Origin of the sequence: Ottowia sp., from assembly GCF_035325765.1 — a bacterium.
Classification (GTDB): domain Bacteria; phylum Pseudomonadota; class Gammaproteobacteria; order Burkholderiales; family Burkholderiaceae_C; genus Ottowia.
Window position 1 is genome coordinate 45,225 of sequence record NZ_DAOKZG010000012.1, and the last position, 24,632, is coordinate 69,856.

22 protein-coding genes and 1 pseudogene are annotated in these 24,632 nt (G+C 68.4%); 15 read left to right on the plus strand and 8 right to left on the minus strand.

Annotation, left to right across the window (positions count from 1 at the left end):
- Window positions 1–195 precede the first annotated feature (195 nt).
- The 9 genes and pseudogenes from proV to PKA16_RS06420 all read left to right on the plus strand — a co-directional run bounded on the left by proV (window position 196) and on the right by PKA16_RS06420 (window position 9,257).
- Window positions 196–1,461: a glycine betaine/L-proline ABC transporter ATP-binding protein ProV gene (gene proV / locus PKA16_RS06380; RefSeq protein ID WP_324401534.1), complete on the plus strand. Its 1,266-nt coding sequence runs from the start codon at window positions 196–198 to the stop codon at window positions 1,459–1,461.
- Window positions 1,462–1,498: 37 nt separating this feature from the next.
- Entirely contained in the window at window positions 1,499–2,671 is a 1,173-nt protein-coding gene (proW, locus tag PKA16_RS06385; RefSeq protein ID WP_324401535.1) for a glycine betaine/L-proline ABC transporter permease ProW, read from the plus strand.
- 35 nt (window positions 2,672–2,706) lie between these two features.
- Window positions 2,707–3,732, plus strand: coding sequence for a glycine betaine/L-proline ABC transporter substrate-binding protein ProX (gene proX / locus PKA16_RS06390; protein ID WP_324401537.1), 1,026 nt, complete (start codon window positions 2,707–2,709; stop codon window positions 3,730–3,732).
- A 119-nt stretch (window positions 3,733–3,851) separates the two neighbouring features.
- Complete coding sequence (gene proX / locus PKA16_RS06395) at window positions 3,852–4,832, plus strand: glycine betaine/L-proline ABC transporter substrate-binding protein ProX (protein WP_324401574.1); 981 nt, start codon at window positions 3,852–3,854, stop codon at window positions 4,830–4,832.
- Window positions 4,833–4,911: 79 nt separating this feature from the next.
- Complete coding sequence (locus PKA16_RS06400) at window positions 4,912–5,340, plus strand: glycerate kinase (protein ID WP_324401539.1); 429 nt, start codon at window positions 4,912–4,914, stop codon at window positions 5,338–5,340.
- A 65-nt stretch (window positions 5,341–5,405) separates the two neighbouring features.
- Window positions 5,406–6,338, plus strand: coding sequence for a branched-chain amino acid transaminase (locus PKA16_RS06405; RefSeq protein WP_324401541.1), 933 nt, complete (start codon window positions 5,406–5,408; stop codon window positions 6,336–6,338).
- Between the two features lie 18 nt (window positions 6,339–6,356).
- A pseudogene (locus PKA16_RS06410) lies at window positions 6,357–6,545 on the plus strand (zinc-finger domain-containing protein); the annotation flags it as partial.
- 166 nt (window positions 6,546–6,711) lie between these two features.
- Window positions 6,712–8,055, plus strand: coding sequence for an O-antigen ligase family protein (locus PKA16_RS06415; protein ID WP_324401543.1), 1,344 nt, complete (start codon window positions 6,712–6,714; stop codon window positions 8,053–8,055).
- Window positions 8,052–9,257, plus strand: a complete 1,206-nt coding sequence (locus tag PKA16_RS06420) for a glycosyltransferase family 4 protein (RefSeq protein WP_324401545.1) — start codon at window positions 8,052–8,054, stop codon at window positions 9,255–9,257. Before PKA16_RS06415 ends, PKA16_RS06420 begins: the two co-directional genes overlap by 4 nt.
- A gap of 230 nt (window positions 9,258–9,487) precedes the next feature.
- Here PKA16_RS06420 and PKA16_RS06425 read toward each other — a convergent pair whose 3' ends face one another.
- The 5 genes from PKA16_RS06425 to PKA16_RS06445 all read right to left on the minus strand — a co-directional run bounded on the left by PKA16_RS06425 (window position 9,488) and on the right by PKA16_RS06445 (window position 14,804).
- Entirely contained in the window at window positions 9,488–10,945 is a 1,458-nt protein-coding gene (locus PKA16_RS06425; RefSeq protein ID WP_324401547.1) for an ATP-binding protein, read from the minus strand.
- A 7-nt stretch (window positions 10,946–10,952) separates the two neighbouring features.
- Complete coding sequence (locus tag PKA16_RS06430) at window positions 10,953–11,660, minus strand: response regulator transcription factor (protein ID WP_324401549.1); 708 nt, start codon at window positions 11,658–11,660, stop codon at window positions 10,953–10,955.
- A 124-nt stretch (window positions 11,661–11,784) separates the two neighbouring features.
- Window positions 11,785–13,134: an AmpG family muropeptide MFS transporter gene (locus PKA16_RS06435; RefSeq protein ID WP_324401551.1), complete on the minus strand. Its 1,350-nt coding sequence runs from the start codon at window positions 13,132–13,134 to the stop codon at window positions 11,785–11,787.
- Complete coding sequence (locus PKA16_RS06440) at window positions 13,124–13,777, minus strand: MBL fold metallo-hydrolase (protein ID WP_324401553.1); 654 nt, start codon at window positions 13,775–13,777, stop codon at window positions 13,124–13,126. The genes PKA16_RS06435 and PKA16_RS06440 overlap by 11 nt, the downstream gene beginning before the upstream one ends.
- A 235-nt stretch (window positions 13,778–14,012) precedes the next feature.
- Window positions 14,013–14,804, minus strand: coding sequence for an exodeoxyribonuclease III (locus tag PKA16_RS06445; protein ID WP_324401555.1), 792 nt, complete (start codon window positions 14,802–14,804; stop codon window positions 14,013–14,015).
- A gap of 2 nt (window positions 14,805–14,806) precedes the next feature.
- Between PKA16_RS06445 and pyrE the strand changes: the two genes are divergently transcribed.
- Together pyrE and PKA16_RS06455 are read left to right on the plus strand one after the other, a co-directional pair.
- On the plus strand, window positions 14,807–15,505 hold the full coding sequence (pyrE, locus tag PKA16_RS06450; protein WP_324401557.1) for an orotate phosphoribosyltransferase: 699 nt from the start codon (window positions 14,807–14,809) through the stop codon (window positions 15,503–15,505).
- Complete coding sequence (locus PKA16_RS06455) at window positions 15,506–16,189, plus strand: DUF4124 domain-containing protein (protein ID WP_324401558.1); 684 nt, start codon at window positions 15,506–15,508, stop codon at window positions 16,187–16,189. It abuts the gene before it with no gap.
- A 494-nt stretch (window positions 16,190–16,683) separates the two neighbouring features.
- On the opposite strand, the gene gatB is transcribed toward PKA16_RS06455, so the two are convergent.
- From gatB to gatC, 3 genes are all read right to left on the minus strand, one after another.
- Window positions 16,684–18,135 carry an Asp-tRNA(Asn)/Glu-tRNA(Gln) amidotransferase subunit GatB gene (gene gatB / locus PKA16_RS06460; RefSeq protein ID WP_324401560.1) on the minus strand — a complete coding sequence of 484 codons (1,452 nt, stop codon included), beginning with the start codon at window positions 18,133–18,135 and terminating at the stop codon, window positions 16,684–16,686.
- A gap of 422 nt (window positions 18,136–18,557) precedes the next feature.
- Complete coding sequence (gatA, locus tag PKA16_RS06465; protein ID WP_324401576.1) at window positions 18,558–20,021, minus strand: Asp-tRNA(Asn)/Glu-tRNA(Gln) amidotransferase subunit GatA; 1,464 nt, start codon at window positions 20,019–20,021, stop codon at window positions 18,558–18,560.
- Between the two features lie 5 nt (window positions 20,022–20,026).
- Window positions 20,027–20,326: an Asp-tRNA(Asn)/Glu-tRNA(Gln) amidotransferase subunit GatC gene (gene gatC / locus PKA16_RS06470; RefSeq protein ID WP_324401562.1), complete on the minus strand. Its 300-nt coding sequence runs from the start codon at window positions 20,324–20,326 to the stop codon at window positions 20,027–20,029.
- Window positions 20,327–20,543: 217 nt separating this feature from the next.
- On the opposite strand from gatC, the gene PKA16_RS06475 reads away from it, so the two are divergent.
- From PKA16_RS06475 to PKA16_RS06490, 4 genes are all read left to right on the plus strand, one after another.
- Window positions 20,544–21,587, plus strand: coding sequence for a rod shape-determining protein (locus tag PKA16_RS06475; protein ID WP_324401564.1), 1,044 nt, complete (start codon window positions 20,544–20,546; stop codon window positions 21,585–21,587).
- Between the two features lie 237 nt (window positions 21,588–21,824).
- On the plus strand, window positions 21,825–22,787 hold the full coding sequence (mreC, locus tag PKA16_RS06480; protein ID WP_324401566.1) for a rod shape-determining protein MreC: 963 nt from the start codon (window positions 21,825–21,827) through the stop codon (window positions 22,785–22,787).
- Window positions 22,784–23,302, plus strand: a complete 519-nt coding sequence (mreD, locus tag PKA16_RS06485; RefSeq protein WP_324401568.1) for a rod shape-determining protein MreD — start codon at window positions 22,784–22,786, stop codon at window positions 23,300–23,302. The genes mreC and mreD overlap by 4 nt, the downstream gene beginning before the upstream one ends.
- Window positions 23,303–23,675: 373 nt before the next feature.
- The coding region (locus PKA16_RS06490) for a penicillin-binding transpeptidase domain-containing protein (RefSeq protein WP_324401570.1) at window positions 23,676–24,632 on the plus strand (957 nt) is incomplete at its 3' end.

Here is a 24,632-nt window from a genome sequence, read left to right on the forward strand (position 1 = left end):
GCCCGGCGGCCTGGGGACAACCCAAGGACTTGCTGGAGCCAGCACGCGCTCCACATCGCCCGCCCGGGAGTCGCCTGACGGCCTAAGTCGTCGCGTCCGGCCCCCATCCAACTCGCTTGACGCGCCAGTCGCGCGCTTTGCCCTGCCGTCCTGGCCGTGCGAGGCGCATCCGCCGGCGCCAACCAGAGGGATCGCATGGCCAAGACCATCCAGATCGAACATGTCTTCAAAGTCTTCGGTGACGAACCGGAGCAGGCGCTGGCGCTTGCGCGCCAGGGCCTGTCCAAGCAGGAAATCGTCGAGCAGACCGGTCAGTCGATCGGCGTGTTCGACGCCAGCTTCACCATCGAGGCCGGCGAGATCTTCGTCGTCATGGGCCTGTCGGGCTCGGGCAAGTCGACCCTGGTGCGCCTGCTCAATCGCCTGATCGAACCCACCGCCGGTCGCATCCTGGTCGAGGGCGAGAACATCAACGACTACGACGAGGCGCGGCTGCGCGAATTCCGCCGCAAGGACATCAGCATGGTGTTCCAGTCGTTCGCCCTGCTGCCGCACATGACGGTGCTCGACAACACCGCCTTCGGCCTGGAGCTGGCGGGCGTGGACAAGGAAACCCGCCTGCGGCAGGCGCAGGCCGCGCTGGAGCAGGTCGGCCTGGAGGTCTGGGGCCGGTCCTATCCGGACGAGCTCTCGGGCGGCATGCAGCAGCGCGTGGGCCTGGCCCGCGCGCTCGCCGCCGACCCCTCGATCCTGCTGATGGACGAGGCCTTCTCGGCGCTGGACCCGATCATCCGCACCGACATGCAGGACGAACTGCTGCGCCTGCAGCAGGAAAAGCGCCGCACCATCGTCTTCATCTCGCACGACCTCGACGAGGCCATGCGCATCGGCGACCGCATCGCCATCATGAAGGACGGCGCCGTGGTGCAGGTCGGCACGCCGGAGGAAATCCTGCGTGCGCCGGCCGACGAATACGTGCGCAGCTTCACCCGCGGCGTCGACGCGGCGGCGGTGTTCAAGGCCGCCGACATCGCGCGCAAGACCCAGGTCGAGGTCTCGGAGAGCCCGACCCGCGGCTGCCGCCCGGCGCTCGAGCGCCTGCGCCAGCAGGACCGCGAGTGGGGCTACGTGGTCAGCCCGGATCACCGCTACCTGGGCGTGGTCTCGGCCGATGCGCTGCGCGAGGCGCTGCGCGGCCACACCGGGCCGCTCGGCCTGGCCCAGGCCTTTGTCGACGGCATCGAGCCGGTGCCGGGCGACACGCCGATCAGCGAGCTCTATACCCACATGGTGGCCTGCCCCTGCCCGCTGCCGGTGGTGAACGCCGGCGGCCGTTTCCTGGGTGCGATCAGCAAGACCACGCTGCTCAAGTTCCTCGATCCGACCACCGACCCGCGCGGCAACCCCCTGCCCGAACTGCCCACCGACGCTGCGCAGGTGATCGTCGAGACGGCCGCCTGAAACCGGCACGGCCGCCGCCCAGCACAGGAAACATCCCATGAACGAAACCACCAGCGATCCCTGGAGCAACGCTCCGGGCGACAGCCCCGCCGCCGCCGACCCCTGGAGCAGCGCCGACACCAACCCGGCCGCACTGGCCGACGGGGCCAATCCGTACGAGGCCGCGCCGCCGCCCGAGGGCAGCGACGCCTGGATCGGCGGCGACAGCGGCGCCGGCAGCGACTTCCTGCAGGCGGCGCCGCCGCCGGTGGACGACGGCGGCTTCACCCTGAGCCAGCTGTGGGACGGCAACCTGCCGATCCAGGACTGGATCAACCAGGGCCTGGACTGGGTGGTGCTGCACTTCCGGCCCGTGTTCCACGCCCTGCGCAGTCCCGTCGATGCCCTGCTCGGCGGCGTTGAGGCCACGCTGCTGTATCCGCCGACGCTGGTGATGCTGGTGCTGCTGTCGCTGCTGGCCTGGCAGCTGGCGGGGCGCCTGCTCGGCGTGGCCACGTTCATCTCACTGCTGGCGGTGGCGATCCTGGGCATCTGGCCCGAGGCCATGGTGACGCTGTCGCTGGTGCTGACCTCGCTGCTGTTCTGCGTCGTCATCGGCCTGCCGCTGGGCATCTGGCTGGCACGCAGCGACCGTGCCCAGAAGCTGGTGCGCCCGGTGCTGGACGCGATGCAGACCACGCCCGCCTTCGTCTACCTGGTGCCGGTGGTGATGCTGTTCGGCATCGGCAACGTGCCCGGCGTCATCGTCACCATCATCTTCGCCCTGCCGCCGCTGGTGCGCCTCACCAACCTCGGCATCCGCCAGGTGCGACCCGACCTGGTGGAGGCGGCGCGCGCCTACGGCGCCTCGCCCTGGCAGCTGCTGACCAAGGTGCAACTGCCGCTGGCCATGCCCTCGATCATGGCCGGCATCAACCAGACCCTGATGCTGAGCCTGTCGATGGTGGTGATCGCCTCCATGATCGCCGTCGGCGGCCTGGGCCTGATGGTGCTGCGCGGCATCGGGCGCCTGGACATGGGCCTGGCCGCCGTCGGCGGCCTGGGCATCGTGATCCTGGCCATCGTGCTCGACCGCATCACCCAGACCATGGGCCAGCCGCGACGCGACCAGCGCCAGCGCTGGTACATGCGCGGCCCGGTCGGCATCGTCTGGCGCCTGCGGCACCGCCGCGAGCCGGACACCCCGTCCCACGCCCCGCAAACCGCCTGAGGGGCGGTCCCCTCGTCCCGCAAAGGAGACCCCGCATGAAATTTTCGTTCCACAACAAACCCCTGCGCCATGTGCTCGCCGCCTGTGGCCTGGCCCTGGCCACGGCTGCCGCGGCCCCGGCACTGGCCGCCGACCTGCCCGGCCAGGGCATCTCCGTGCAGCCGCTCAAGAGCACCATCGCCGAGGAAACCTTCCAGACCCTGCTGGTGATGAAGGCGCTCGAGCGGCTGGGCTACGACGTCCAGCCGATCAAGGAAGTGGACTATCCGGCCGCGCACCTGGCGATTGCCAACGGCGACGGCACCTTCCTGGCCGACCACTGGGATCCGCTGCACGCCGACTACTACAAGAACGCCGGCGGCGCCGACAAGCTCTGGCGCGACAACGACTTCTCCACTGGCGCCCTGCAGGGCTACCTGATCGACAAGAAGACTGCCGATCAATACAAGATCACCAACATCAGCCAGATGACCGATCCGAAGATCGCCAGGCTGTTCGACGCCGATGGCGACGGCAAGGCCGACCTCACGGGCTGCAACCCGGGCTGGGGCTGCGAGGCGGTGATCGAGCACCAGCTGGACGCCTTCAAGCTGCGCGACCACGTGAGCCACGTGCAGGGCAACTACTCGGCCCTGATCGCCGACACCATCACGCGCTACAAGCAGGGCCAGCCGATCTTCTACTACACGTGGACGCCCTACTGGGTCAGCAACGTGCTGGTGCCGGGCAAGGACGTGGTCTGGCTGGAGGTGCCGTTCTCGTCGCTGCCCGGCGAGCAGAAGGACATCGACACCAAACTGCCCAACGGCAAGAACTACGGCTTCATCGTCAACACCCAACGCATCCTGGCCAACAAGGCCTTCATCGACGCCAACCCGGCCGCCAGGAAGCTGCTGAGCGAGATCAAGCTGCCGATCGCCGACATCAACGCCCAGAACAAGGCCATGCACGATGGCGCCAACAAGGCCGCCGACATCGAGAACCACGTGAACAGCTGGATCCGGGCGCACCAGCAGACCTTCGACCAGTGGATCGCCGACGCCAAGGCGGCCGCGCAGTAAGTCCGGGGAGGCCCTGGTCGGTGTCGTCCGGCGCGCACCGGCCACCGGAAACCGCTCCGAAAACGAAAGCAGATCACGTGAAACATCCAACCACCCCCGCCCTCGCTCGCCGCCTGCTGATGGCATGCGGACTGGCCCTGACGGTCGCCGCCACCCCGGCCCTGGCGACCGACGAACTTCCCGGCACCGGCATCACGGCGCAGGCCATCAAGAGCACCATCCCGGAAGAGAATTTCCAGACCCTGATCGTGATGAAGGCCCTGCAGCGGCTGGGCTACACCACGCCACCGATCCAGGAGGTGGACTTGGGCGCGGTCTACCTCGCGCTGGGCAATGGCGATGCCGACTTCTTCGCGGTGCACTGGGACCCGTTGCACGACGACTATTACCGGAAGGCTGGCGGCGACGCCAGGCAATGGCGCGACAACGCATTTTCTGTGAATGCGCTGCAGGGCTATCTGATCGACAAGAAGACCGCCGACGCCCACCAGATCACCAACCTGGCCCAATTGCGCGACCCCGCCATCGCCGGATTGTTCGATGCCGATGGGGACGGCAAGGCCGATATGACGGGCTGCAACCCGGGCTGGGGCTGCGAAGCCGTGATCGAACACCAGCTGGACGCCTATCAACTGCGCGATCAGGTCACTCACGTGCAGGGCAACTACGCCACCCTGATGGCCGACACCATCACGCGCTTTCGCCGCGGCGAACCCGTCCTCTACTACACGTGGACCCCGTTCTGGGTCAGCAACGTGCTGATCCCCGGCAAGGACGTGGTGTGGCTGGAAGTCCCCTTCTCCTCCCTGCCCGGAGAGCAGGCGCGCCTCGACACGCAGCTTCCGAATGGCAAGAACTACGGCTGGACCGTCAACACCATGCGCATCATGGCGCCACGCGCATGGCTGGACAGGAATCCGGCGGCCAGGACGCTGTTCAGCGTGATGAAGGTGCCGATCGCCGACATCAACGCCCAGAACCAGGCCATGCATGATGGCGCCGACAAGCCGGCCGACATCGAACGCCATGCCGACGGCTGGATCCGGGCTCACCAGGAACTGTTCGACCAGTGGATCGAACAGGCCATGGCCGCCCGATAGGCCCGGGCACGCGGATCCCCCGGGTCCCGAAACACAGCACGTGGCGACGCGTGCGCGCCCCGGCAGCGACAATCGCCGCATGGACTGGCGCCGTCCCCTCGTGATCCTGGCCGCGGTGGCGCTCGGTGCCGGTGCCTGGCGGGCCGGCGGCTGGCGCGGGCTGGCGCTGCTGGGCAGCGGCCTGGTGCTGTGGGGGCTGCTCCACCTGCAGCGCATCGCCGGCGTGATGAAGCGCGCCGCCCACCGGCCGATCGGCCACGTCGACAGCGCCGTGATGCTGAATGCCCGGCTGCACGCGGGCCAGCGCCTGCTGCACGTGCTGGCCCTCACGCGCGCGCTCGGCGAGCGCCTGTCCGAGCCCGACGCCGACCCCGAAACCTACCGCTGGCGCGACCCCGGCCAGGCCAGCGTGACGGCCGAATTCCGGCACGGACGCCTGGTGCGCTGGCAGCTGCAGCGGCCGGCCGAGTCGCCCGGCAACGCGCCTGACACCGCGATCGAGGCTTAGAATGCCCTTTCCGGCGGGGGCGCGCGGCGCGCCCCCGCGCACTTGTTGCACGAGAGACCGAACCCATGAGCACTCCCGCCCTTTCCGACCGCGATGGCAAGATCTGGCTCGACGGCCAGCTGGTGGACTGGCGCGACGCCAAGATCCACGTCCTCACCCACACGCTGCACTACGGCTGTGGCGCGTTCGAGGGCGTGCGCGCCTACAAGACCGACGCCGGCACCGCCATCTTCCGCCTCGAGGAACACACCCAGCGCCTGTTCAACAGCGCCAAGATCCTGCGCATGAAGATCCCGTTCACGCCCGAGCAGGTGAACGAGGCACAGAAGGAAGTGGTGCGCGCCAACCAGCTGGAAAGCGGCTACCTGCGCCCGCTGGTCTGGATCGGCTCCGAAAAGCTGGGCGTCAGCCCCAAGGGCAACAGCATCCACATCATGGTTGCCGCCTGGGCCTGGGGCGCCTACCTGGGCGAGGAAGGCCTGAAGAAGGGCATCCGCGTGCGCACCAGCAGCTACACGCGCCACCACGTCAACATCACCATGACGCAGGCCAAGGCGGTGAGCAACTACAGCAACTCGATCCTGGCCAACATGGAAGCCACCGATGACGGCTACGACGAGGCCGTGCTGCTGGACAGCGCCGGCTTTGTCAGCGAAGGCGCCGGCGAGAACCTGTTCGTCATCAAGGACGGCACCGTCTACACGCCCGACCTGTCGGCCGGCGCGCTCAACGGCATCACGCGCAACACCGTGCTGCACATCTGCGAGGACCTGGGCCTGAAGGTGGTGCAGAAGCGCATCACGCGCGACGAGTGCTACATCGCCGACGAGATGTTCTTCACCGGCACCGCGGCCGAGGTGACGCCGATCCGCGAATACGACCGCATCCAGATCGGCGCCGGCGAGCGCGGTCCGCTGACCGGGAAGATCCAGAGCGCCTTCTTCGACATCGTCAATGGCCGCAACCCCAAGTACAGCCACTGGCTGGCGAAGATCTGACGCCAGGAGAAGCGCGCCATGCCGACGCCCCCCGCCACCATCGAAGTCCAGGCCCGGGACCTGACCCCGAACGGCGAGATCTACTGCCCGCACCCGAAGTCCGGCATGAAGCTGTGGAACGCCCACCCCCGGGTGTTCTTCCAGTTCGTGGGCGGCCAGGCCCAGTGCCCCTACTGCAGCACCGTCTACAAGCTGCCGGTGGGCGAAGACGCGACTGTCAAGGAACGCCGTGCGGTCCATCCGATCGAGCGGCCGGCCATGCGGGCGAAGGCTGAAGTGGGCTCGAACAGCTAGTCGAACAGGCGCACATGGTGCGCCATACCGATGCGCGGGAAAAGCAAACGACGGTGAAACTGACTCCAATCTCGCGTTTATGAAGGCTCCGTCCACTGGTACGGCTAGGCTCCTGGACGCCAGTGTCTTTCTTTTATTCGCGCTCGCGCTGACCCTGCCTTCAGGCTACTCCTACGGTGCCGTTCTATTGTGTGTGCTGGGACTTGGCTGCTTGCCACAGCTGAGTCGCAGCCATTTATCCCACAACCCCGATTTGGTCGCCTGGGCATGGGTCGTACTCGGCATGGGCTTGGTGTGGTGCATGCACATTGTCAACGAACAGGGGCAGCTGGTCACAACGACCTTGGGACTTGATCGATGCGTGAAATATGGATTGGTTCTGCTGATCCTGCCAGCGTTGTTTACGTTACGTCCCAGTGCTTCTACGTTGCGCTGGGGGTGCGCAGCAGGCGCAACAGGCGCTGGCCTGGTGGCACTGTGGCAGGTGTTGGTGCAAGACCTGCCACGCGCTGACGGTTTCAGCAACGCGATCCAGTTTGGCAACCTCGCACTGTTGCTCGGCCTTTGGAGCTGCGTCTGGGCACAGCAGCGCGGCACGACCATCGAACGGTTCGCCTGCGGAGTCGGAACGATTCTGGGAATTGCAGCCAGCTTGGCATCTGGGACCCGCGGAGGCTGGCTGGCCCTGCCCGTGCTCTTGGTGCTGGCCATCTGGCTCGGTCCATCCGACAGGATTGCGGGGACACCAAACGGACGCGGTGGAAGGCATGGACGACTGCTGATCGCAGTGGTGATCACCGTGCTCACCTGCGCCGCCGCGCTCACTTTGCCCGAAATCCGTGACCGCACGAAACTGGTGTTGCAGGAGTGGACGCAATCGACGCAACCGAGTGTGGGCAACTCCTCCACTGGCCTGCGTCGTGCGCTCTGGCAAGAAGCTTGGCGGACCGGACTCTCATCCCCGTGGATCGGCGTCGGCCAGGTCGGATATGAGCGCGTGCTGCGCGAAGCAGCCTCACGCCAGCAAGTGCCTCAGGGTGTACTCAAGCTCAACCATGCTCACAACGAGGCGCTCGATCTCTTTGCCAAGCGCGGACTGCTGGGCGTGACGATGCTGGTCTTGTTCTATGGGATCCCGGGGCTGGCTTGCTGGCGACATCTGCGAACCACGGTCAGGAACCCGAAAAGCGATCGCAGGCAAGCTGGCGAGGCCACCGGCGGAGAGCCCGATCATCCAGAAGCCGACCGAGCAGCGGCCCTGTGCGGCCTGATCACGGTGCTGGGATTCATGATCTTCGGAACCACCCAAGTCATGTTTGCGCACAACAATGGCAATCTGATGTACCTGATTCCATTGTCCATCTGGATCTCGGTCGCTGCCAAAGGCGTGCGGTCGTCCGGATCACCAACGAGCACCGTATGACGTCCCCGAGCCGTTCCTCAAGCCAGCCTGGCACCGAACCGCAAGTCACCGATATGCAATTGAGGCCACCCCTGCGTGTGCTGCACTTCGTGTCCGGGGGCTTTTCGGGAGCGACGCAAGTCGCCATTGACCTGTGTGGCGCGCAACCAGGGCAGCAGACACTGCTGGCCCTGCATCGCCGCCCATCGGTCGACCCAACGGAGCGCATTCGGGAACTGCGAACGCAAGGCCTCGCCGTCGAACTGGTTCCGCGCTGGTCCCACGCCGCAACCATTCTTGCACTGAAAGCGATCTGCAACCGGTGGCGTCCCGACGTCTTGGTGGCCCACGGCTACAGCGAGCACCTGTGGGGGCGCTACGCAGGGTTGCTGGCAGGCGTTCCACGACTCATCCAGGTCGAGCACAACACGCGCGAACGCTACAACCTCTGGCGCTTGCAACAGAGCCTCTGGCTGGCGCGCCGCACCGAACGCATCATTTGCGTATCTCAGGCCGTCAAGGACGCACTGGTGCGCCGCGGTCATCCGACCGAGCGCTGCACGGTTGTTCTGAACGGGATCGAATTGGAGCGCTGGACACATGGGCATCCTTGGAACGAGCGCGAGGATGCGATCGTCATGCCTGCGCGCTTTGCCTCCCAGAAGGATCACTTCACCCTGATTCGTGCCATCGCACTGCTGGCCGCGCGCGGGCTGCAACCCACGGTGTACCTGGCAGGAGAGGGCAAGTCCAGCTGGCGCCATCGTGCTGAGCAGCTTGCGCGCAAGCTGGGCGTGCAGGAACAGGTGCGGTTTCTTGGGCATGTCGCGGCCCTGCCGGAGTTGATGGGTCGAGTGAAATTCTGCGTCCTGTCAACGCACTACGAAGGCTTGGGCCTGGGCCTGATCGAAGGTATGGCTTCCGGCTGTTGCGGCATCGGATCTGACGTCGAAGGAGTCCGAGAGATCCTGAAGCACGGCGAAACCGGTTTCCTCGTACCCCATGAAGATCCAGCAGCGCTTGCCGAAACGCTCGCAGACCTGCTGGCTGACACGACGACCGCCGCCCGCATCGCAGAAGCGGGACAAAGACATGCTCAGAACGCATTCGACCGTCGTCGAATGCGGCAGCAATACCTGAGCCTGTTTCTCCAGACGCCGCATCCGGACTCCCTTCAGCCTGACACACCAAGTGGGCCAGTCAGGGGGAAATCTCGACTCTGACAAAAAAAAACCGCCCCAGCGGGCGGTTCAAAGGATCTGTCCACTCTGGCTCGTGCTTGTTGTTGTTCTGGGCCAGGGTGTCGTGTGACAGCGATGGTCTGCACTCTACGCAAACTCGGGGTTCCACACCAGCCCCCTGACGCGTCAGAACCTCGGCAAATGCAAACTAATCGACGGTTCGGCGCTTCCCGGACCCGCAGATTCCGATGAACCCCTTGCGACAGTGCCCCTCAATCGGATGCAGAACCGGATGCACGGACCGCAACGGCGTCGTCTGCAGCCAGCGGCAGGCGCAGGCTGAAGCGTGCCCCCGTGCCCGCGTGCGTGCCGCAGCACACGCTGCCGCCATGGCGCTGCGCAATCGAACGCACCAGCGCCAGCCCCAGGCCGACGCCGCCTTCGCGTTCGCTGGCGCCGGGCAGCCGGTAGAAGGGCTCGAAGATGCGCTCGCGCTGGTCCGGCGGCACGCCCGGCCCCTGGTCGTCGACGTGCAGCAACGCGATCGCGCCCTCGCGCAGCAGCTGCACCTGCACCGTGCCGTCGCGACCGCCGCGCTGCCCGTGGCGCTGCGCGTTCTCGAGCAGGTTGCGCACGGCCCGGCGCAGCAGCCGGGCCACCCCGTGCACGCGGATCTCGCCCAGGCCAGGCGCCACCGACAGCTCGGCATCGACGCGCGCTGCCTCCTCGGCCACCAGACCAACCAGGTCCAGCTCCTCCACCGTGCCCAGATCGGCCTCGGCAGCATCGAGGCGACTCGCCAGCAGGATTTCCTCCACCAGCTCGTCGAGCTCGGTGATGTTGCGCGCGATTTCGGCATGTGCGGCGGTCAACGGCGGCTGGCCGCCCCACCCGTCGCCGGGCCGCCCCAAGGCGGGTGCAGCCCCCTCGGGGGGCAGCGCACCATGCGCAGCAGGGGAGTGTGGGGGCTCCTCCACCCGCACGCCGGGCCGCGCCAAGGCGGGTGCGGCCCCCTCGGGGGGCAGCGCACCATGCGCAGCAGGGGAGCGTGGGGGCCCCATCAGCTCCAGCGCCATGCGAATGCGCGCCAGCGGTGAGCGCAGCTCGTGCGAGGCATTGGCCAGCAAGGCCTTCTGTGATTGCAGCAGCGCATCCTGGCTGCGCATCAGGTCCTCGATGCGCTCGGCGGCCTGGTTGAAGTGGTGCGCGAGGTCGGCCACCTCGTCGCTGCCCGTGGCCGGCACGCGCACCTGCAGGTCGCCGTCACCCCAGCGCTTGACGCCGCGCTGCAGTGCTTCCAGCCGCTGCGTCAGGCGGCGCGCAATCGGATACACGCCGAGCATCACGGCCAGGCCCGCCAGGCCGATGATCCAGATGAAGCCGTAGGGCGGGCGCAGCCAGGCCATCGGCTGCGCGCGACGCTTGCGTGCGCCTTCCGGTCGCTCGCGCGGTGCCACGCGCAGGTTCAGCTCCTGCCCATCGGGCTGGAACAGCACGATCTCGGTGCCCTGCCCGGGCGCCCAGCGCACCTGTGCCTGCATGCTGCCGATCAGTTCGCCCTGCGCATTGCGCACCACCACCTCGCGCGGCGGCTCGGCCTGGCGCTCGCGGTCGCGCTCGCGCTCGGCCTGGTGCCAGGCCCAGGCCAGCACCACGCTGAACACCAGTACGCTGCCCGCCACCGCGAGCCAGATGCGCAGGTAGAGCCGGCGTGCAATCGGATTCGTCATGCGCGCGTCAATCCTGCTGCTTGGCGAAGACGTAGCCGACGCCACGCACCGTCAGGATGCGTTTGGGATTCTTCACGTCCTGCTCGATGGCGGCGCGGATGCGACCGATGTGCACGTCGATCGAGCGGTCGAAGGCCTCCAGCTCGCGCCCGCGCACCGCTTCCATGATCTGGTCGCGCGTCAGCACGCGGCCGGCGCGCTCGGCCAGCGTCACCAGCAGGTCGAACTGGTAGCTGGTGAGCTCGCACGGCTGGCCGCCGACGGTGACGGTGCGCGCGTCGCGATCGATCTCCAGCGTGCCGAAGCGCAGCACCACGTGCTCGGGCGCCGGCCCGCTCTGGCGCCGGCGCAGCACGGCGCGGATACGCGCCAGCAGCTCGCGTGGCTCGAATGGCTTGGGCAGGTAGTCGTCGGCGCCGAGTTCGAGACCGATGATGCGGTCCATCGGGTCGCCCTTGGCCGTCAGCATCAGCACCGGCACGCGCGCCAGCTCGCCCGGCAGCGCGCGGATGCGCCGGCACACCGTGAGACCGTCGATGTCGGGCAGCATCAGGTCCAGGATCACCAGGTCCACCGGCCGGTCCTGCAGCCGAGCCAGACCCGATTCGCCGTCCGGCGCATGGGTGAAGACGAAACCCGACTGCGTCAGGTATTCGCCCACCATGGCCGCCAGACGGGCATCGTCCTCGATCATCAACAGGTGTGCGCTGCTCATCTCATCCTCTCCGCCGACGCGCAGGGGGGTCTTCCCCGGCGGCCGCCAGGCGCCATGGTGGCGCAGCCGGGCATGCGACGCTTGAACGTCGGGTAAAGATAGGTAAACCTGTGCTGCCGGCCGCTCATCGGCTGCCCGCCGCCGGATGCACGCGTGCCGCCAGCACCACCAGCAGGATCACCGGCAGGCCCAACAGCGCCGTGCTGGTGAAGAAGCCCGCGTAGCCGAAGGCATTCACATAGTCGCCCGAGAAGCCGGCGATGAATTTCGGCAACAGCAGCATCATCGACGAAAACAGCGCGTACTGCGTGGCCGAATAGCTGATGTTGGTGAGGCTCGACAGGTAGCCGATGAAGGCCGCGGACGCCAGGCCCGAGGCCAGGTTGTCGGCCGACACCACGGCGATCAGCGCCGGCACGCTGTGGCCGTAGCCGGCCAGCCAGGCAAACAGCAGGTTGGTGAGCGCCGACAGCAGCGCGCCCAGCAGCAGGATGCGCATGACGCCCAGGCGCAGCGCCAGCGCGCCGCCGACAAAGGCGCCGATCAGCGTCATCACCACGCCATAGACCTTGGTGACGGCCGCCACCTCGTCCTTGCTGAAGCCCATGTCGACGTAGAACGGATTGGCCATGATGCCCATCACCACGTCGCTGATGCGGTAGACCGCGATCAATGCCAGCACCAGCGCGGCCTGCCAGCGGTAGCGGCGGAAGAACTCGGCGAACGGCTCGACCAGCGCCGTGTTCAGCCATTCGCCCGCGCTGCGCGCGCGCGGCAGCGGCTGCGGCGCCGGCTCGGGCGACAGCAGCACGGTGAGCACGCCGACCACGATCGAGCCGGCCATGACGCGATAGGCCCACTGCCAGGCGGCCTGGTCGTAGCCCGCGGCCTCGACGCCCTGGGCACGGGCGGCCAGCCACAGCACGCCGGCACCGGCCCAGATCATGGCCAGGCGGTAGCCGGTCTGGTAGCTGGCGGCCAACGCCGGCTGCACGTCCGTCGGCGCGGATTCGATGCGATAGGCATCCAGCGCGATGTCCTGCGTGGCCGAGGCAAAGGCCACCGCCAGCGCGCTCCAGACCACGGCCGCCAGCGAGGCACGCGGGTCGGCCTGCGCCATGCCGAGCAGCCCGGCCACGATGCCCCCCTGCGCCAGCAGCAGCCAGGAACGCCGGCGCCCGAGGGCGCGCGTCAGCAGCGGGATCGGCAGGCGATCGACCAGCGGCGCCCAGGCCCACTTGAAGCCGTAGGCCAGGCCGACCCAGCTCAGGTAGCCGATGGTCGAGCGGTCGACTCCCGCCTCGCGCAGGCGGAACGACAGCGTGCCCAGCACCAGCAGCAGCGGCAGGCCGGCCGAGAAGCCGAGCGCCAGCATGCGCAGGCTGGGCGGCGACAGGTAGACGCGCAGGCTGTCGCGCCAGGACGGGCGGGCCGTGGTCGCGGCTGGCGCAACCGCGGCAGGCTCAGACGCCATCGGCGACGAATGGATTGTGGCGGCGCTCGGCGCCAAAGGTGCTCTCCGGCCCATGGCCGGGAATGAACACGGTGTCGTCGCCCATCGGCCACAGGCGCTCGCGGATGCTGGCGATCAGCTGCGCGTGGTCACCGCCCGGGAAGTCGGTGCGCCCGATGCTGCCGGCAAACAGCACGTCGCCGACGAAGGCGCGCTGCGCCTGGGGGCTGTGGAACACCACGTGGCCCGGCGTGTGGCCGGGGCAGTGGCGCACGTTCAGGACGCAATCGCCCACCTGCACGGTGTCGCCATCGTGCAGCCAGCGCGTCGGCGTGAACGGTTCCGCCGCCGGGAAGCCGAACATGCGGCCCTGTTCGCCGATGCCGTCGATCCAGAACTGGTCGCCCGGATGCGGGCCGATGATCGGCAGGTCCAGGCGCCGGGCCAGCTCGGCCGTGCCGCCGGCGTGGTCGATGTGGGCGTGCGTGAGCCAGATCTGGCCCAGCTCGACCCCCAGCTCGCGCGCCGCCGCCTCGATGCGCGGCAGGTCGCCGCCCGGGTCGATCACGGCGGCCTGGCGCGTGGTCCCGCACCAGACGATGGAACAGTTCTGCTGGAATGGGGTAACGGGAATGGTGCGGTAGTGCAGGCTGGAGGCGTTCACTTCAGTCGAGCTCGGAAAATGGAAGGGTCGGGTCTGGACGCGCACGGAACCCCGCACCGGCAGAACGCGAAGCCCGCAAGAGGACACAGCAGTCCTCGATGAATCTTCTGCGTCCCCCGCGTCATCCTTGCGTCCTCTGCGTACGGCTGTTCGGTCTTTCATGCGCGCCAGGGACCACAAGAGAAATCGCTCTGCAGCGCATGTCCGGACAGCGCCGGCGGCGATCGATCAATGATCAAACCTTGAAATCGTAATCGACCGTGATGGGCGCGTGGTCGCTGAACTTCTCGTCCTTGTAGATCGCGGTCTGGCGCGCCAGCCGCGCGGTCGCCGGTGTCGCCAGGTGGTAGTCGAGGCGCCACCCGACGTTGTTGGCATAGGCCTGGCCGCGGTTGCTCCACCAAGTGTAGGCCTCGCCCGTGGTCTCCGGGTGCAGGCTGCGGTAGACGTCCACCAGTTGCAGTTCGTCCAGCACCCGGGTCAGCCAGGCGCGCTCCTCGGGCAGGAAGCCGCTGTTCTTCTGGTTGCTTTTCCAGTTCTTCAGGTCGATCTCCTGGTGCGCGATGTTGACGTCGCCGCACAGGACGAACTCGCGCTCGCGCCGCAGGCGGTCGAGCACCGGGAAGAACGCGTCCAGGAAGCGGTACTTGGCCTCCTGCCGCTCCGGACCCGAGGAGCCGCTCGGGAAGTAGCAGCTGATGACCGAGAACCGGCGCCGCGGCGTGTCGAAGCGTGTCTCCAGGTAGCGCCCCTCGGCATCGAACTCCGGCACGCCGCAACCGGCGATCACGTCACTGGGTTCGTGGCGCGAGTAGACGCCGACGCCCGAGTAGCCCTTCTTCTGCGCCAGGTGGAAGTGTCCCTGCATGCCGGCCAGCAGCTCGAAGCGGCCGGCCAGGTCGGGCATCTGGGCCTTGATTTCCTGCACGCAAATACAATCCGGCGCGTGCGACTCCAGCCAGGCTTCGACGCCCTTGGTGGCGGCGGAGCGAATGCCGTTGAGGTTGAGGCTGGTGAGCTTGAACAAGGATGGTGCCTCCCATGAGCGACCCTCAGGCGAGCCGCGGCGATGCCGATCGGCTGGCAGGCGAATTCGTGCAGTTCGCGATCGAGAGCGATGTCTTGCGCTTCGGCCGGTTCCAGACCAAGGCCGGACGCCTGTCGCCGTACTTCTTCAACGCCGGCCTGTTCGACGACGGCGCCAAGATGCTGCGGCTGGCGCAATTCTATGCGCGCGCGCTGCTGACCTCGGGCATCGAGTTCGACGTCATCTTCGGCCCGGCCTACAAGGGCATCCCCCTGGGTGCCGTGCTGGCGGTGGAACTGGCGCGCCTGGGCGTGAACAAGCCGTTCGCCTACAACCGCAAGGAGGCCAAGGACCACGGCGAGGGCGGTACCCTGGTGGGTGCGCCGCTGGCGGGCAGGGTGCTGATCGTCGACGACGTGATGTCGGCCGGCACGGCGGTGCGCCAGTCGATTGCCCTGATCCGCGCTGCCGGGGCCACGCCGCACGCGGTCGCGATCGCGCTGGATCGACAGGAAAAAGCCACCGAGGACGGACGGGATGTGCCCTGGAGCGCGGTCGACTACGTACGCGACCGGCTGGGCCTGCAAGTCTGCTCGATCGCAAAACTGGCACACTTATTGCAATATCTGCAACGAACTGACGAATTTTCGCAGCACTACGAAGCCGTCGCCGCCTATCGGGCGCAGTATGGCGTGGATTGAATGAAACCCTTGCAGGCAGCAGGCACCCGGTTGCTCGCCATCGTCATCGCGACGCTGGCGGGCGTCAGCGTGGGCGGCACGGCGGGCGCGCAGACAGGCATCTACACCTGCATCGACGCCCAGGGCCGGCGCATCACGTCCGATCGGCCGATTCCCGACTGCCTCGATCGCCCGCAACGCGAACTCAACCGCAGCGGCACGACCAAACGCATCATCCCGCCGTCGCTCACCGCCGAGGAACGCGAGGCCCAGGCAGCGCGTGCGCGCGAGGCCCAGGCTGCACGCCAGCGTGCGCGCGACGCGATCCGGCGCGACCAGGCCCTGCTGGCGCGCTACCCGGACCCGAATGTGCATGAGTCCGACCGTCAGGATGCCCTGGCGCAGACCGACGTGGTGATCGCCGCTGCGGAGCGGCGCCTGGTCGAGTTGCGGCGCGAGCGCAAGGAGCTCGATGCCGAGATGGAGTTCTACGCCGGCGATCCCTCGCGCGCGCCGGCCAAGCTGCTGCGCGACATCGAAAGCAACAAGGAAGGCATCGCGGAGCAGAACCGCGCCATCGCCGGCCAGGAAGAGGAGCGCCGCCGCATCAACGCGCGCTTCGACGACGAAGCCGCGCACCTGCGCACGCTCTGGCCCGATGACGTGCTCCAAAAGGCCAGTGCCGGGACCACGTCCGAACGGTGAAGTGAGACACCCCCTGTGCCTTTGTCGTTGCGCGCCATCTCCCCGATGGGGGCGCACCCGGTGACCGGATAGACCCTGGCCACGGATGGCGGACTGGCCCGCTTCGCGGCCTGCGAAGCACGGCCGTTTCAACCTGGAAACGGCAGTTGGACGCGTCCGCCAGTGCCCTCTATCGGCGTGGCAGGCGAGGGTGAGCGCCGCGGCTCCACAGGCGCCTGCGCGCCTTTGGACGGCGCGAACGGCCCTGGCCTCTGGCCGGGGCGCGCCCTGCAAGGGAGAGGACGCGGCAGGCTCGTGCCTGCAAGGACGATCAACGACGCAGGCGCGGCGAGAGTGGTGCTGGCGGGCGTGTGGCGTGCACACCCATGGGGTGAACGGGAGAGAAGCTGCCAACGTCCATGGCCATGCGGGTTTGGAGAAGGTTGCAAACGGTCAACGGCCGTTTCTGGGTTCAAGCGTCCCGGGTGGCGCGCGGCGCCAGCGATCACCGGCAATCAGGCATCCAGGCGCTGGCGCAGCAGGACATTGACCTGCTGGGGGTTGGCCTTGCCCTTGCTGGCCTTCATGACCTGCCCGACCAGCGCGTTGAACGCCTTGTCCTTGCCGGCCCTGAACTGGGCCACGTTGCCGGGGTTGGCGGCGATCACCGCGTCGACGATCTGCTCGAGCGCGCCGGTGTCCTGCATCTGCCTCAGGCCCTTGGCTTCGATCAGCGCGTCAACGCCCGTCCCCTCGCCCGCCCACAGCGCCTCGAACACCTGGCGCGCCGCGGCGTTGCTGATGGTGCCGTCACGAATGCGGCCGATCAGCTCGGCCAACTGGGATGCCGACACGCGCGCCGCCTCGATACCGATCTCCTCGGCGTTCAGGCGCCGCGACACCTCGCCCATGACCCAGTTGCTTGCCAGCTTGGGCTCGCCACAGGCACGCGCGGCCTGCTCGAAGTAGGCCGCCATGGCCGGCGTCTGCGTCAGCGTCACGGCGTCGTACTCGGGCAGCTGGTATTCGGCCACGAAGCGCTCCGCCATCTGACGCGGCAGTTCCGGCATTTGCGCCCGCTCCTGCTCGATCCACTGCTCCGATATGCAGAGCGGTGGCAGGTCCGGGTCGGGGAAGTAGCGATAGTCGGCCGAGTCCTCCTTGCTGCGCATCGCGCGGGTTTCGCCCGTGTCGGGATCGAACAGCACGGTGGCCTGCTGGAACGGGCGGCCGTCCTCCAGCTGCTCGATCTGCCAGCGGATCTCGTAGTCGATCGCCTGCTGCATGAAACGGAAGCTGTTGAGGTTCTTGATCTCGCGCCGCGTGCCCAGCGGCTGGCCCGGCCTGCGCACGCTGACGTTGGCGTCGCAGCGAAACGACCCCTCCTGCATGTTGCCGTCGCACACGCCGATCCAGGTGACGATCTGGTGCAGCGCCTTGGCATAGGCCACGGCCTCCTCGCTGCTGCGCATGTCGGGCTCGGTGACGATCTCGAGCAGCGGCGTGCCAGCGCGGTTCAGGTCGATGCCGCTCATGCCCTGGTAGTCCTCGTGCAGCGACTTGCCGGCATCTTCTTCAAGGTGCGCGCGCACCAGGCGCACCGTCCGTTTTTTGTCACCGACAAAAAATGTCACTTCGCCACCCTGCACCACCGGGTGCTCGAACTGGCTGATCTGGTAGCCCTTCGGCAGGTCGGGGTAGAAGTAGTTCTTGCGATCGAACACGCTGCGCCGCGCGATGCGCGCGCCGAGCGCGAGGCCCAGCCGGATGGCGCAGCGCACGGCCTCGCGGTTCATCACCGGCAGCGTGCCGGGCAGCGCCAGGTCGACCGCGCTGGCCTGGGTGTTGGGCGCGGCGCCAAAGGCGGTGGCGGCGCGGCTGAACAGCTTGCTTCTGGTCTGCAACTGGGCATGCGTCTCGAAGCCGATGACGACTTCATAGCCCTGGATCAGTTTGGCACTGGACATATGCGTTTTCCACGATGCCTTGCAAGGTCTGCAACGCATGAAACAACACGGTAGCGACGGCCGCGGAGCAGGCCATGCCGGTGGCAGCCGTGGTCCGGATCCCCCTGGCCACAGGCTGCGCCCCCTTGAGGGGGGAGGCGCAACATCGCGCAGCGAGTGGAGCCTCGAAGGCGGTTCACTTCAGTTGCTCCACCGCGCTTCGCGCCGCCCGCGACGCATGAAACGCCACGGCTCCAAAGGCCGCGGAGCAGGCCAGGCGGGGGCACCCGTGGCCGGGGTCTCCCTGGACACTGGGTGCGTCCCCCTTGCAGGGGGCTGAGGCCCGCGGCTCCAGACCTGCCTGCGCAGGTCTGGACGGGCCGAAGAGCCGCCGCCTCTGGCGGCGAGCACGTGGAGCGCAGCGATATACGGGGTGTTTCATCCTAGAAGCCCGCGGGCTTGCGCGTGTGCCAGTCGGTCGCCTGCTGCAGGCGATGCGCCACGTTCAGCAGGCGCCCTTCCTGCAGGTAGTTGCCGATCAGCTGCAGGCCCACCGGCAGGCCGCCATCGCCGAAGCCGGCCGGCGTGCTCAGCGCGGGCAGGCCGGCCAGCGGCGCCGCCAGCGTGTAGATGTCGGCCAGGTAGGCGGCGAGCGGGTCGCCGGCATGGGTGCCGATCGGCCAGGCCACGCTGGGCGCCACCGGACCGGCGATCACGTCGCACTGGCCGAAGGCGTGCTGCAGGTCGTCGGCGATCATGCGGCGGAGCTTCTGCGCCTGCAGGTAGTAGGCGTCGTAGTAGCCGTGCGAGAGCACGTAGGTGCCGATGATGATGCGCCGCTTGACCTCCTCGCCGAAGGCCTCGCTGCGGCTCCTGACATACATGTCGGTCAGGTCGGCAAAGGAGCGCGCGCGGTGGCCGTAGCGCACGCCGTCGAAACGGCTCAGGTTGGTGCTGGCCTCGGCCGGCGTCAGGATGTAGTAGACCGGGATCGCCAGCTCGGTGCGCGGCAGGCTGATGTCCACCAGGGTCGCGCCGAGCCGGCGCAGCTCGGCCAGTGCGCCCTCGACGGCGGCGCGCACGTCCGGGTTCAGGCCGTCGCCGAAGAATTCGCGCGGCAGGCCGATGCGCAGGCCCTCGATGGAGGCATCCAGCCCGCGCGTGAAGTCCTCCGGCGGCAGGTCGAGCGCGGTCGAATCGCGCTCCGGGTCGCCGCCGCTCATGGCCGACAGCAGCAGCGCGCAGTCCTCGGCGGTGCGCGCCATGGGGCCCACCTGGTCGAAGCTGGAGGCGTAGGCGATGGCACCGTAGCGCGACACGCGCCCGTAGGTCGGCTTGATGCCCGTGAGGCCGCAGAAGCTCGCCGGCTGGCGGATCGAGCCACCAGTATCCGACGCCGTGGCCGCTGGCGCCAGACGTGCCGCCACGGCAGCGGCGCTGCCGCCCGACGAGCCGCCCGGCACGCGCGTGCGGTCCCAGGGGTTGTGGATCGGCCCGAAGGCCGAGTTCTCGCCGCTCGAGCCCATGGCGAACTCGTCGCAGTTCAGCTTGCCCAGGCACACCATGCCGGCCTCGGCCAGGCGCGCCGTCACGGTGCTCTCGAACGGCGAGCGGTAGCCGGCCAGCATGCGCGAGCCGGCCGTGGTCGGAAAATCAGTGGTGACCAGCACGTCCTTGTGCGCCACCGGCACGCCGGTGAGCCGCGGCGCCTCGCCGGCCGCCAGGCGCGCATCGGCGGCGCGCGCCTGCGCCAGGGTCACGTCCTCGTCGCGCGCCAGGAAGGCGTTCAGGTCGGCGTGCTGCGCGCCGCGCGCCAGAAAGTGCCGCGCCAGTTCCAGCGCCGACACCTCGCGCGCGCGCAGGCGGGCTGCCAGCCCGGCCACGGTCTGATCGTGCCAATCGCCCATCGCCATCACTCGATCACCCGCGGCACGAGGAACAGGCCGTCCTCGACGGCCGGCGCGCCGCGCTGGTAGTCCGCACGCCGATCGGGCTCGGTCACCACGTCGTCGCGCAAGCGCAACTGCACGTCCTGCACCGCCGCCAGCGGGTGCGCCAGCGGCTCGACGCCCGTGGTGTCGACTGCGCGCATCGCCTCGACCACGCCAAAGAAGTCATTGAGCTGGGCCAGCATGCGCTCACTCAGTCCGGGGTCCAGGTCGAGCCGCGCCAGGCGCGCGATGCGACCGATGTCGTCGGAGGTCAGGGGCATGGGAAGGAAAAGCCGAAAAATGGAATCGAAACGCGCCGCCCAGACACCCGATAACACGGCTTTCGGGGAGAGCAATACGTTATTATCCGACCTTTGGCGCGCGCATCCGCAGCAGGGCTGCGGCGGCGCCAGATTTCTCTCGTCTCACACACGATCGGCGCAACCACGCAAGGGCGGCGGTGCCTGGGGCCGGCCGGCGCCCCAGAAGGATGTTTTCATGTTTGGAGCTTTCCGTCGGTACTTCTCCACCGACCTGGCGATCGACCTCGGCACCGCCAACACGCTGATCTACGTACGCAACAAGGGCATCGTGCTGGACGAGCCGTCGGTGGTCTCGATCCGCCACGAGGGTGGCCCGCAGGGCAAGAAGACGATCCAGGCGGTGGGCAGCGAGGCCAAGGCCATGCTCGGCAAGGTGCCGGGCAACATCGAGGCGATCCGGCCGATGAAGGATGGCGTGATCGCCGACTTCACCGTCACCGAGCAGATGCTCAAGCAGTTCATCCGCATGGTGCACCCGCGCGGCCTGTTCAAGCCCAGCCCGCGCATCATCATCTGCGTGCCCTGCGGCTCGACCCAGGTCGAGCGCCGCGCCATCCGCGAGTCGGCCCTGGGGGCGGGCGCCAGCGAGGTCTACCTGATCGAGGAGCCGATGGCGGCTGCCATCGGCGCCGGCCTGCCGGTGTCCGAGGCCAGCGGCTCGATGGTGGTCGACGTCGGCGGCGGCACCACCGAGGTCGGCGTGATCTCGCTCGGCGGCATGGTCTACAAGGGCAGCGCGCGCGTGGGCGGCGACAAGTTCGACGACGCCATCATCAACTACATCCGCCGCAACTACGGCATGCTGATCGGCGACCCGACGGCCGAGCTGATCAAGAAGGAGATCGGCAGCGCCTTCCCCGGCAGCGAGGTGCGCGAGATGGAGGTCAAGGGCCGCAACCTGTCGGAGGGCGTGCCGCGCAGCTTCACCATCAGCAGCAACGAGATCCTGGAGGCGCTGACCGAGCCGCTCAACAGCATCGTCTCCGAGGTCAAGAAGGGGCTGGAGGAAACTCCGCCGGAACTGGGCGCCGACATCGCCGAGCGCGGCATGATGCTGACCGGCGGTGGCGCCCTGCTGCGCGACCTGGAGCGCCTGCTGGCCGAGGAAACCGGGCTGCCCGTGCTGGTGGCCGAGGAACCACTGACCTGCGTGGTGCGCGGCTGTGGCATGGCGCTGGAGCGCATGGAGCGGCTGGGCAGCATCTTCACGAATGAATGACGCCCACCCCTGTGGCGCTGGCGCGCCTGCCCCTCGAGGGGACGCGCTCTGTGGCCGGGGAGACCCCGGCCACGCGCGGCCGCGCATGGCCTGCTCCGCAACCCTCTGAGCGACGGCGTGACTGGCCCCGATCCGGGTCCTGAACGAATCCGGGTTCCATCCGCTCCACTGCCCTCAAGAAACGCTCCGGTTGTTCTAGCATTGGCCATCTCTCGCCGGATTTCAGCCTGAAGCGTCATGCCGCTGGACACGCTGGATCGCTCGCCGCCGGCCTTCTTCAAGCAAGGGCCGTCGTCGCTGTCGCGCCTGCTGCTGCTGGCCGCGCTGGCCCTGTTCCTGATGGTCGCCGACGCGCGCTTTCACCTGGTGCAGCCGCTGCGCGCGACAATTGCCACCGTGCTCTACCCGGCCCAGTGGCTGGCGCTGCAGCCGGTGCAGTGGGCGCGCGAGTTCGGCGGCTACCTGACCGACCTGAAAACCGCGCGCAAGACCGAGGAAGCGGCACGGCGCAAGCTGGCCGAACAGTCGATGCGGGCGGGCCAGGTCGAGCAGCTGCTGCTGGAAAACACCCGGCTGCGTGAATTGCTGGGCCTGCGCAACCGCCTCGAGGTCCCGGCGCAGGCAGCCGAGGTGCTGTACGACGCCACCGACCCGTACAGCCGGCGCGTGGTGATCGACAAGGGCCAGTTGCAGGGCATCGCCCTGGGTGCGCCGGTGCTGGACGAATCGGGCGTGCTCGGCCAGGTCACGCGCGTCTACCCGTTCGTCAGCGAGATCACGCTGCTGATCGACCGCGACCAGGTGATCCCGGTGGTCAACACCCGCACCGGGGTGCGCAGCGTCGCCCACGGCGACCCGGCGGAACGCGGTGGCGCGGTGGAGATGCGCTACATCTCCTCGTCCGAGAGCGTCGAGCCGGGTGACCTGCTGGCCACCAGCGGCATCGACGGCATCTATCCGCCGGGACTGCCGGTGGCCCGGGTCTCCGATGTCGATCGCCACGGAGACTCCAGCTTCCTGCGCGTGCGCGCCGAGCCCGTGGCGCGCCTGGAGGGTGTGCGCCATGTCATGATCCTGGCTCCGCTGCCCGAGCCCACGCCCGACACCACGCCGCCGCAGGCCGATCCCGCCGCCGCCGAAACGATGGCGTCCCCGGGCGGCACGCGCCGCAACGCCGAGCCTCGGAGGAGCCCGCGATGATCATGCCGCGCGGCCAGCAACTGCTGCTTCCCGCGAGCCCCGGCTTCATCTGGGGCAGCCTGCTGGCGGCGCTGATGCTCGACCTGCTGCCGCTCGGGCGCGTGCCCTGGATGCCCGACTGGCTGGCCGTGGTGCTGGTGTTCTGGAGCATCCACCAGCCACGCCGCGTCGGCCTGGTGGCGGCCTTCGTGTTCGGCCTGATGCTGGACGTGCACCAGGCGGCTCGCCTGGGCCAGCACGCGCTCGCCTACACCGTGCTGATCTACTTCGCCATCATGCTGCACCGGCGCATCCTGTGGTTCTCCATGCCGGGACAGGCGGTGCAGCTGTTGCCGCTGTTCGCCGCGGCGCACGCCATCACCATCGTGCTGCGGCTGATCGGCGGCGCCAGCTTTCCGGGCTGGGATGCGCTGCTGGCCCCCGTGCTGGAGGCGCTGCTGTGGCTGCCCGTGAGCGCGCTGCTGCTGGCCCCCCAGCGGCGCGCGCCCGATCCCGACGCCAACCGGCCGATATGACATCCTCCCTGTGGTGCTGCACACTGGGCGCTCGCCGCCCGAGGCAGCGGTTCTTCGGCCCGTCCAGACCTGCGCAGGCAGGCCTGCAGCCGCGAGCCTCAGCGCCCCAGGGGGACCACACCCGGGGCCGGCGCCGGCCCGGTCCCGGCGTTCGCGCGCCCGGCCCGCTTCCCGGCCTCATCCCCCGGACCACCGTCCGTGTCCTGGCGCGGCATGCGGCGGCGACCGGACATTCCTCATTTCGTCCTGCCGGCGCCAACCGGTGTCATTTCGCCGTTCCGCGTCGCACGACGATCGGAACTCCAGGCCGCGCGGCGACGTCTGAGCGCAGGATGCACGCCTGCTGCGCCCCCCAACCTCGAGCGCGCGAACCATGACCGAGCTGCGCAACGTCGAAGCCGAGCTGGACCGCTTCCACCTGCGGCTGCTCGCCGTCGCACTGCTGGTGCTGCTGGCCTTCGGCCTGGTCGGCTGGCGCCTGTACACGCTGCAGGTGCTGCGCCACGACGATCTGGCGCGGCAGGCGGAAACCAACCGCACGGCCTTCGTGCCGATCGTGCCCAACCGCGGCGACATCGTCGACCGCAACGGCGTGGTGCTGGCGACCAACTACAAGTCGTACACGCTGGAGATCACGCCCTCGCGCCTGGACCGGCCGCTGGAGGAGGCGATCGACGCCATCGGCAGCGTGGTCGAGGTCAGCGCCGCCGATCGCCGGCGCTTCCGGCGCCTGCGGCTGGACTCGCGCAGCTTCGACTCGCTGCCGATCCGCGTGCACCTGACGGACGAGGAAGTGGCGCGCTTCGCGGTGCAGAACTACCGTTTTCCCGGCGTCGAGATCAAGGCCCGATTGTTTCGCACCTACCCGCTGGGCGAGACCGGCGCCCACGTGATCGGCTACATCGGCCGCATCAACCAGAAGGAAAAGGAGCGCATCGAGGACTCCGACGACGCCGCCAACTACCGCGGCACCGACTACATCGGCAAGCTCGGCATCGAGGCCAGCTACGAGCCGCTGCTGCACGGCACCACCGGCGTGCAGCAGATGGAGACCTCTGCCGGCGGCCACGCCGTGCGGCGCCTGGGGGTGCAGCCGGCAGTGCCGGGCGAGTCGATCCAGCTCACCCTCGACATCCGGCTGCAGAAGCTGGTGGAGGACCTGTACGGCGAGCGCCGCGGCGCGCTGGTGGCGATCGATCCACGCAACGGCGAGGTGCTGGCGCTGGTCAGCAAGCCGAGCTACGACCCCAACCTGTTCGTCCAGGGCATCGACCAGGAAAGCTGGGACGAGCTGAACAACTCGATCGACCGCCCGCTGCTCAACCGCGCC